The sequence below is a fragment of the Burkholderia sp. Se-20373 genome, from assembly GCF_017104705.1.
Classification (GTDB): domain Bacteria; phylum Pseudomonadota; class Gammaproteobacteria; order Burkholderiales; family Burkholderiaceae; genus Burkholderia.
Window position 1 is genome coordinate 1 of record NZ_JAAGPH010000232.1, and the last position, 7,456, is coordinate 7,456.

The following is a 7,456-nucleotide window of genomic DNA, read 5'->3' on the forward strand; positions in this document are numbered from 1 at the left end:
GCGAAAGCGCACGACGGTGGACGGCGCGGGCAGGCCGATCGAACCGCTGAACGCGGCCATGTCGTTCAGGTCCACGGGGTTCATCGTGACGATCGGCGAGCACTCGGTCAGGCCGTAGCCCTCGACGGCCGGCCAGCCCCTCACCCTCTCGACGCGCTCCCCGAGTGCGCGGTCATTCGCCACGCCGCCGCCCCCGCCGAAGGTCGTGCGTGTTGCGCCGCCGAAGGCCGTCGTCGTCACGCCCGCGCCGCGCGTCGTCTACGTCGCTCCGCCGCCGCCGAAGGTCCTGTACCTCGCGCCGCCGCTGCCGCGCGCCGTGTATGTCGCTCATCCGCCGCGCGCCGTCATCTGGGTGCCCGCCCACTGGGCCGGCCGCGTGTGGGTGCCGGCGCACTGGGCGTAACCCGGACGCGCTTCGTTTCGCTTCGTTTCGTTTTCCATCCGTTTCATCAACCACCCGGCCGGCGCCGACCGTCGGCCACGCAAGGAGAAACCCCATGAAGTCCATCAAGAAGATGATTGCCGTCGTCGTTTTGTGTATCGTCTCAGCAGCAGCGTCGGCCCAGCAGGTGCCGCCCGGCGGGGCGAACGGCGGTGCACGCGTCGAACGTGCGCTGATGCAGTTGCAGACCCGCTTCGCCAGCGCGAACACGACGCACGACGGCAAGCTCACCCGCGAGCAGGCCGCCGCGGGCATGCCGATGGTCGCGCAGCATTTCGACGAAATCGACACGCAGCACAACGGCTACGTCACGCTCGAGCAGCTCGCCGGTTTCATGCGCCAGCGCATGGCGGCCCGTTGAGCCCGCACGACGATCCGGCCGCGCACGCACCGGGAGGCAAGCGATGGAACAGTCCTGCAGGATCGTCGTGCTCGACGACGAAGCCGAGCTGCGCAACATGCTGCAGCGCTTCCTGACCGGCCACGGCTTCCAGGTGCGCGCGGTCGCCGACGGCAAGCGGCTCGACCGCCTGCTGCAGCGCGAACCGTACGACCTGCTGGTGCTCGACCTGATGATGGAGCCCGAGGACGGCCTGAGCGTGTGCCGGCGCCTGCGTGCCGAAGGCCAGACGCTGCCGATCCTGATGCTCACCGCGAAAGGCGACGCCGCGGACAAGGTCGTCGGCCTCGAGACGGGCGCCGACGATTACCTGGCGAAGCCGTTTCTTCCCGACGAACTCGTGGCCCGCGTCCGCGCGCTGCTGCGGCGGCAGAAGATGGCGGCCGGCGAGCCGACGGTCACGTCGCAGCGGTTGCGGTTCGGCGCGTTCACGTTCGACGTCGGCCAGCAGACGCTGATGCGCGACGGCACCCCCGTGGAAATCCATTCGGCGCAGATGCTGCTGTTGCACGCGCTCGGCTCGTCGCCGAACCGCGCGGTGAGCCGCGAGAACCTGCTCGCCCGCGCGCGCGGCCGCGACCATGACGCACTCGACCGCAGCGTCGACGTGCAGATCCTGCGGCTGCGGCAGATCGTCGAGGACGACCCGGGCAAGCCGCGCTTCATCAAGACCGTCTGGGGCATCGGCTACATGCTGGTGGCCGGCATCGAGTCGTGATGCGCATCCCGCTGCCACGCTCGCTGCTCGCGCGCAACATCGCGCTGCTGGTGGCGCTCGTCGCGCTGTCGCTCGCCTGTTCGCTCACCGTGCTGCTGCACTACGTGCAGCGCCCGCGCATCGAGCGGGCCTCGATCGTCTTCTCCGACTACGTGCAGTTGCTCGACCGCACGCTTGCCGGCCTGCCGCCCGACACCGGCCGCGCGGTCATCGCGCAGTTCGGCGGCCAGCCCGCATTGCCGCCCGCCGCACCGCCGCAAACGCCGAACCTGGCGGCTTTCTTCCGCACCTGGCAGCGCGACGTGTTCATGCAGGCGCTCGAACGCCACCTGCCGCCCGACCTCCCCGCGCGCTGGCAATCGGGCGACGACGAGCGCCTGTGGATCCGCCTGCACGTGGCCGGCTCGCCCGTGTGGGTGCCGCTGCCGATGGCCGCCGACGCGCAGGCGAGCGGCATCACGACGGCGCTCGTGCTGTCGGTCGGGCTGGCGCTGCTCGCGGCGCTGACCGGCTACCTGATCCAGCTCCACCTGAACCGGCCGCTCGATGCGCTGGCACGCGCGGCGCAGCGCGTCAGCGCGGGCGAGCGCCCGCCGCCGCTGCCCACCGACGGCCCGACCGAAATCGCCGACGTGAGCCGCGCGTTCAACCAGATGGCCGACGCGCTGCAACAGGCGGACGCGACCCGCTCGCTGATGCTGGCCGGCGTGTCGCACGACATCCGCACGCCGCTCACCAAGCTGCGCCTGGCGATCGCGATGGCGCTGCCGCGCGGCACGCACGACGCGCTCACCACGTCGACCGAGCATTACCTCGACCAGATCGATACGATCCTGCAGCAATTCATGGACTATGCGGGCAGCGGCGAGCGCGAAACGCCGCAAACCGGCGACCTGAATGCGCTGATCGGCCAGCTCGTCGCGGATTTCGCGGGGCTCGGCCACGAATTCGATTTCGACGAAGGCGAGGTGCCCGCGTTCGCGTTCCGTCCGATCAGCCTGATGCGGCTGCTGATGAACCTGATGCAGAACGCGGTCGTCTATGGCCGGACGGGGCTCGGCGTGCGGACGTGGGCCGAGCGCGGCATCGCGTATGCGGTGGTCAGCGATCGCGGCAACGGTATCGGCGCGGCCGAACTCGAACGGCTCAAGGCGCCGTTCAGCCGGGGGGCGAACGCGCGCAGCCATGCGGGCGGCACGGGCCTCGGACTCGCGATCGTCGAGCGGATCGCCCGCCTGCACGGCGGATCGCTGACGTTCCGCGACCGGGATGGCGGCGGGCTGGAGGCGGTCGTCGCGTTGCCGCTCGATTCGTCGGGGGCGGTGCGGCGGTCGATGTCGGTGTGACGGGCTGTTCGGCTTTTGGCCTTTGGCTGCTACCTGCCCTGCTGCCTGCCGTGTGCCGTGTGCCGTGTGCCGTGTGCCGTGTGTGGCTCGGCCGTCTGACCGTCTGCCGTCTGGCCTTTTTCCCGACTGCCTACCCGCCCGCCTCCCAGCCACACGACCTCGCGTATCCGCGCACCACGGCACGTGACATGCGCCGACATAATTCCTGCGTGGCGCATCATGCCCGACCTCCGCATACTTGCGCCTGCGTGTTGCGCAACGGCATGAAACCTCTCCCCCGCCAGCGATCACGCCCCGCTTCCGATCGTTCGCGTTCCTGAATGCCGCGACAGTATCGGCAACCTCATCCAGGCCACGGAGATCGACATGTTTTCTTCCCTTCACGCACTTGCCGCCCACGCCAAACGTCTGACCAGTGTCGCGCTGATCGCCGGCACCCTCGCGATGACCGGCTGCGCATCGACCGCGACCACGTCCATGAGCGCCGCGCCGGCAACTCGCACGCAGCCGCAGGTTCATGCGGACGTCGTGTATGTATCCACGTTCGGCGTGGACACGACCGACGTCAAGGTCGACGGCGGGATGATCAGCAAGATCGCGACCCTCGCGAGCGGATCGTCCGCCGACGTGCAGCGCCAGCAGAGCGCGCTGAAAACTCGCGAGCAGCTCGCCGACGCACTCGTGCGCGAACTCCGGTCGCAAGGCATCCCCGCGCTGCGCGGCCCGGTGCCGGACGGACGCGACGCGCTGGTCGTCGAAGGCCGGTTCGAGTCGATCGACGCGGGCAACCGCCGCCGCCGCACGCTGATCGGGCTCGGCGCGGGCAAGAGCGAAGTGAAGGCATCGGTCACCGTGCTGTTCCAGCCGGCGCATGGCGCGCCGCAGCCGCTCGGCACGTTCTCGTCCAGCGCGAACAGCGGCCACCTGCCCGGCATGGTCGAAACCGCCGGGGTCGGCGCGGCGGCCAGCCGCCTCGCGACGTCGGCAGCGGTTGGCGCCGGCCTGCATGGCGTGTCGGAAGTGAAGCACGACACGGTGGCGTCCGATACGGACCGCCTCGCGCGCTCGATCGCGACACAACTCGCGACGCAGAACGCGGCAAATGCGTGGCTGCCGACGGTGTCGGCGAGCTGACGCACCGGGCCGCCGCCTGCGAGGCCCGACGGGCACGCAGACGTTCGGCCGGGCATAATGCGCGAGGCCGGTCCGGCGCCACGCGCCGCGACCGTGCCGAGCCACCCGACGGCCCGCATCATGTCCCGTCCCGAATCCTGAACTTCAATCCGTCAATGTCATGCAAGTACTCGTCGTAGGAACCGGCAAGCTGGCCAGCGAACTGCTCCACGCGCACCGGCTCGACCCGGCCACCTGCCGCGTGATCCCCTGGTCGGACAGCGCGCGCGACGATGCGCAGCGCAGCGACGCCCGAACAATCGTCGTGCATGCCGGTTCCGGCCGCGAACTCTCCGACGTGATCGCGTTCTGCGCGGCCACCGGATCGCCACTCGTCGAGCTGTCGACCGGCTCCGCGCTCGAAACCGGCTCGCACGCTTTCCCGGTCGTGCTGTGTCCGAACACGAACATCCTGATGCTCAAGTTCATGAGCATGCTGGAAACCAGCGGCCACCTGTTTCACGACTGCCGGATCAGCCTGACGGAGTCGCACCAGGCCGGCAAGACGTCCGTCCCCGGCACGGCCGTCGGGATCGGCCAGTCGCTCGGCGTGCGGCCGGAAGACATCCGCTCCGTGCGCGACCCGGACGTGCAGCGCAGCGAATTCGCGGTCGCCGACGATCAGCTCGGCCGCCACGCGATTCACCGGATCCGCATCGACGACGGCGCGTGCAGCCTGCAGTTCGAATCGCGCGTGGTGGGCGCGACACCTTACGCGGACGGCGTGTCGCGCATCGTCGACGCCGTTCGGCAGCACGATCTCGAGCACCGCCGCTATTCGATCGTCGAATTCATCCGCAACGGCTGGCTGTAGTCGCGGCGATGCGCGGCGGGCGGCACGCGCGCGTGGCGTCGGAGACGTTCATTTGCGCAACGCCGGAAGTAGTTCGACGCTGATTTCCGACGATGTCGTCGATCGCCCGATCCGCGACACCCGGGCCGCCATGCTGGGTGGACTGGCCCGACCGGCCGCTCGGGGACCATGACGGGACGCCGGACTGACGCCTGCGCGGAAGCCCCGGGTGGAAGCCTCCGAACGCGCAGCGGGCCGCCGGACCCGCCCTGTTCCACCGGTCGTTGCCCCGTCCACCGTCACTCACCGCCAAGCACCGCCCCGCTCTCGGGCAACGTCGCACCGCCGTCGACGACGATCGTCTGCCCCGTGATGTAAGCGGCATCCGCCGAGGCGAGAAACAGCATCGCGTTCGCGATATCTTCCGGTTCGCCCATCCGCGCGAGCGGAATGTCGCGCGCGATCTGCGCCGCGACCGACGCGTCGCCGAGATTGCCGGCCGCCGGCGTGCGGATCATGCCCGGCTCGACGCCGTTGACCGTCACATTGCGGCGCGCGAGCTCCAGCGCGGCCGCACGAATGAAGCCGTTCACGCCGGCCTTCGACGCCGCGTAATGCGCGAGCCCCGGATACACGACACGCGGCCCCGTCACCGACGACGTGACGAGCAGCCGCCCCGCTCCCGCGCGCCCGAATGCCGGCAACGCGGCCTGCGCGAGCCAGAACAGCGCCGACAGGTTGACCGACAGCGTCCGGTCGAGCGTCGGCTCGTCGATCTGCGTGAACGGCGTCAGCGGAAAATACGCGGCATTGTGGACGACCACATCGAGCCGGCCACCGTCGCGCTCGACCGCCGCGACCAGTGCGCCCAGTTCGTCGCGGCTGGCCGCATCCACCCGATAGGCGCGCGCCTCGCCGCCCGTGCTCGCGAGCGCGTCGGCCTGCGCGGCGGCCGCCTCGCCGTTCAGGTCGGCAAGCGCGACGAACGCGTCGGATTCCGCGAATCGGCGTGCAATCGCCGCGCCGATCCCCTGCGCGGCGCCCGTGACGAGCACGACGCGCCCGCTGAAATCCGCCCGCAGGCGGCCGCTGCCCGGCACGGCATTCATCGCTGCGCCTCGCCGCCGAGCGGATGCACGGTTTCGTTCAGCACCTGCGCGTGCGCGCCGACGGGGAAGTTCGACAGCGTGCCGAAATCGCCGCCCTGATAGCCGAAGATCTTGCCGTCGGTCTTGCGTTGCGCGAGGTCGATCAGCACGACGCCGAGCGTGGGCACCACCTTTTCGCGCCACACGAACAGATACAGTTCGTCCGCAATCCTGAAGTAATGACAGCGGTCGACATCGGCCAGCCCGCCTTCGACACCCTGCAGGCACTGCCACGCGTAGAAATTCTCGTTCAGATAGATGTGCTCGTAGCATTCGGTCGGGCTGTAGCGATACATCGTCCGCTTGCCGATCAGCTCGCGCGTGGGCCCGTGCAACGGCCCCGGTTGCGTGTGACCGCCGAGCGTGCCATGCCGGAACTCGGCCTCGACGCCCGTCAGCGGCAACCCGCGCGCAACCCGTGTGAACGCGTCGATACGCGTGTCGGCTTCGGTCGGCAGCGCGCCGACGACCGACGTCCATACGCCGTGGTCGAGATCGATCACGAGACTGACCGACGTCGCGCGGGCGGCCGAATCGATGTAGTCGACGAAGTACAGCCCGTCGCGCAGCCGCGTCACGCGGCACGGCTCGCGGCCGCCCGCGTCGGTCGCCGCATCGCGCCACTGCAATGCGCCGGGCTCGAACGTATAGACGCGCCACGCGCCCGATGCGTCGTCGAGCGCAAGCGTCCGCCCGACGAGCGCGTCGACGGATGCGAGGATGTTCGCTTCCGGCGCGAAGCCGTCCGCGAGCGCGCCAACCTGAATGAATACCGGATCCTGTCGTTCCACCTGCCGTCTCCCGCGCAGCTTCAGGCCCGGCGGGCCGTGTACGCTGCTCATGTGCACATGGTGCGGGCTGCGCGCGCCGCGCGGTATCGGCCAAAAGGATGAAGGGCGCGCGGCGCCGGAACGCGCTAAAGTGCACGACATCCGCGCCGCGCCCGGCGCGAGGAGCGCACATGCACCGCGTCACTCACTACCGACGGACCGACGAAGGCATCGAGGCAATCAGCCTCGAATCCGACCGTGCATTTCCGCGCCACGCGCACGACGAATTCGGGGTCGGTGTGATCGTCAGCGGCGCGCACCGGTCGTGGAGCGGTCGCGGGCAGGTCGACGCACTGGCCGGCGACGCGATCATGGTCAACCCGGGCGAGATGCACGACGGCTCGCCGATCGAGGCCGGCACGGGCCGGCGCTGGCGAATGCTGTACCTCGCACCCGCGCTGGTCGCGGGCGTGGCGGCGGAAGAAGGCCTCGGCGGCGTCGAACTGGCGCATCCGGCGGTGCGCGACGCGCGGCTCGCAGCCTCGGTGGGCCGGCTGCATGCGCGCATCGTCGCCGGGAAATCCCAGCCGCTCGCCCGCGACGAAGCGCTCGTGATGCTCGTCGCCGGGCTGCTCGCCCGGCACGCGAACCGCACGCTGCCGGCGG

General features: G+C 70.1%; 9 protein-coding genes and 1 pseudogene. 7 read left to right on the forward strand and 3 right to left on the reverse strand.

What is annotated here, in order from left to right; genetic code table 11:
- Positions 1–189: pseudogene (locus tag G3N96_RS36560) on the reverse strand (AMP-binding protein); the annotation flags it as partial.
- 16 nt (positions 190–205) lie between these two features.
- Here G3N96_RS36560 and G3N96_RS36565 point away from each other — a divergent pair.
- From G3N96_RS36565 to G3N96_RS36590, 6 genes are all read left to right on the forward strand, one after another.
- Positions 206–403 (forward strand): hypothetical protein, encoded by a 198-nt coding sequence (locus G3N96_RS36565; RefSeq protein ID WP_277399479.1) that lies wholly within the window; start codon positions 206–208, stop codon positions 401–403.
- 94 nt (positions 404–497) lie between these two features.
- Positions 498–803 carry an EF-hand domain-containing protein gene (locus G3N96_RS36570; protein WP_206140240.1) on the forward strand — a complete coding sequence of 102 codons (306 nt, stop codon included), beginning with the start codon at positions 498–500 and terminating at the stop codon, positions 801–803.
- Positions 804–846: 43 nt separating this feature from the next.
- Positions 847–1,560, forward strand: coding sequence for a response regulator (locus tag G3N96_RS36575; RefSeq protein WP_039361014.1), 714 nt, complete (start codon positions 847–849; stop codon positions 1,558–1,560).
- Positions 1,560–2,906: an ATP-binding protein gene (locus G3N96_RS36580; protein ID WP_206140242.1), complete on the forward strand. Its 1,347-nt coding sequence runs from the start codon at positions 1,560–1,562 to the stop codon at positions 2,904–2,906. Before G3N96_RS36575 ends, G3N96_RS36580 begins: the two co-directional genes overlap by 1 nt.
- A gap of 366 nt (positions 2,907–3,272) precedes the next feature.
- Entirely contained in the window at positions 3,273–4,040 is a 768-nt protein-coding gene (locus G3N96_RS36585; RefSeq protein WP_206140243.1) for a DUF4410 domain-containing protein, read from the forward strand.
- 160 nt (positions 4,041–4,200) lie between these two features.
- Positions 4,201–4,893 (forward strand): dihydrodipicolinate reductase, encoded by a 693-nt coding sequence (locus tag G3N96_RS36590; RefSeq protein ID WP_206140245.1) that lies wholly within the window; start codon positions 4,201–4,203, stop codon positions 4,891–4,893.
- Between the two features lie 278 nt (positions 4,894–5,171).
- On the opposite strand, the gene G3N96_RS36595 is transcribed toward G3N96_RS36590, so the two are convergent.
- The gene (locus G3N96_RS36595; RefSeq protein ID WP_206140247.1) at positions 5,172–5,981 is read right to left on the reverse strand and encodes an SDR family oxidoreductase; all 810 of its coding nucleotides are present in this window, start codon (positions 5,979–5,981) and stop codon (positions 5,172–5,174) included.
- Positions 5,978–6,811 (reverse strand): molybdenum cofactor biosynthesis F family protein, encoded by an 834-nt coding sequence (locus tag G3N96_RS36600; RefSeq protein ID WP_124578603.1) that lies wholly within the window; start codon positions 6,809–6,811, stop codon positions 5,978–5,980. The genes G3N96_RS36595 and G3N96_RS36600 overlap by 4 nt, the downstream gene beginning before the upstream one ends.
- A 170-nt stretch (positions 6,812–6,981) precedes the next feature.
- Here G3N96_RS36600 and G3N96_RS36605 point away from each other — a divergent pair.
- Positions 6,982–7,456 (forward strand): AraC family ligand binding domain-containing protein (locus G3N96_RS36605; protein ID WP_206140249.1); only part of this gene is annotated, 475 nt, incomplete at its 3' end.

Excerpts from the sequence above, each read along its gene's own strand:
- G3N96_RS36590 (WP_206140245.1), top strand. The coding sequence starts at position 4,201 with ATGCAAGTACTCGTCGTAGGAACCGGCAAGCTGGCCAGCGAACTGCTC.
- G3N96_RS36570 (WP_206140240.1), top strand. The coding sequence starts at position 498 with ATGAAGTCCATCAAGAAGATGATTGCCGTCGTCGTTTTGTGTATCGTC.
- G3N96_RS36595 (WP_206140247.1), bottom strand. The coding sequence starts at position 5,981 with ATGAATGCCGTGCCGGGCAGCGGCCGCCTGCGGGCGGATTTCAGCGGG.
- G3N96_RS36580 (WP_206140242.1), top strand. The coding sequence starts at position 1,560 with ATGCGCATCCCGCTGCCACGCTCGCTGCTCGCGCGCAACATCGCGCTG.
- G3N96_RS36575 (WP_039361014.1), top strand. The coding sequence starts at position 847 with ATGGAACAGTCCTGCAGGATCGTCGTGCTCGACGACGAAGCCGAGCTG.
- G3N96_RS36585 (WP_206140243.1), top strand. The coding sequence starts at position 3,273 with ATGTTTTCTTCCCTTCACGCACTTGCCGCCCACGCCAAACGTCTGACC.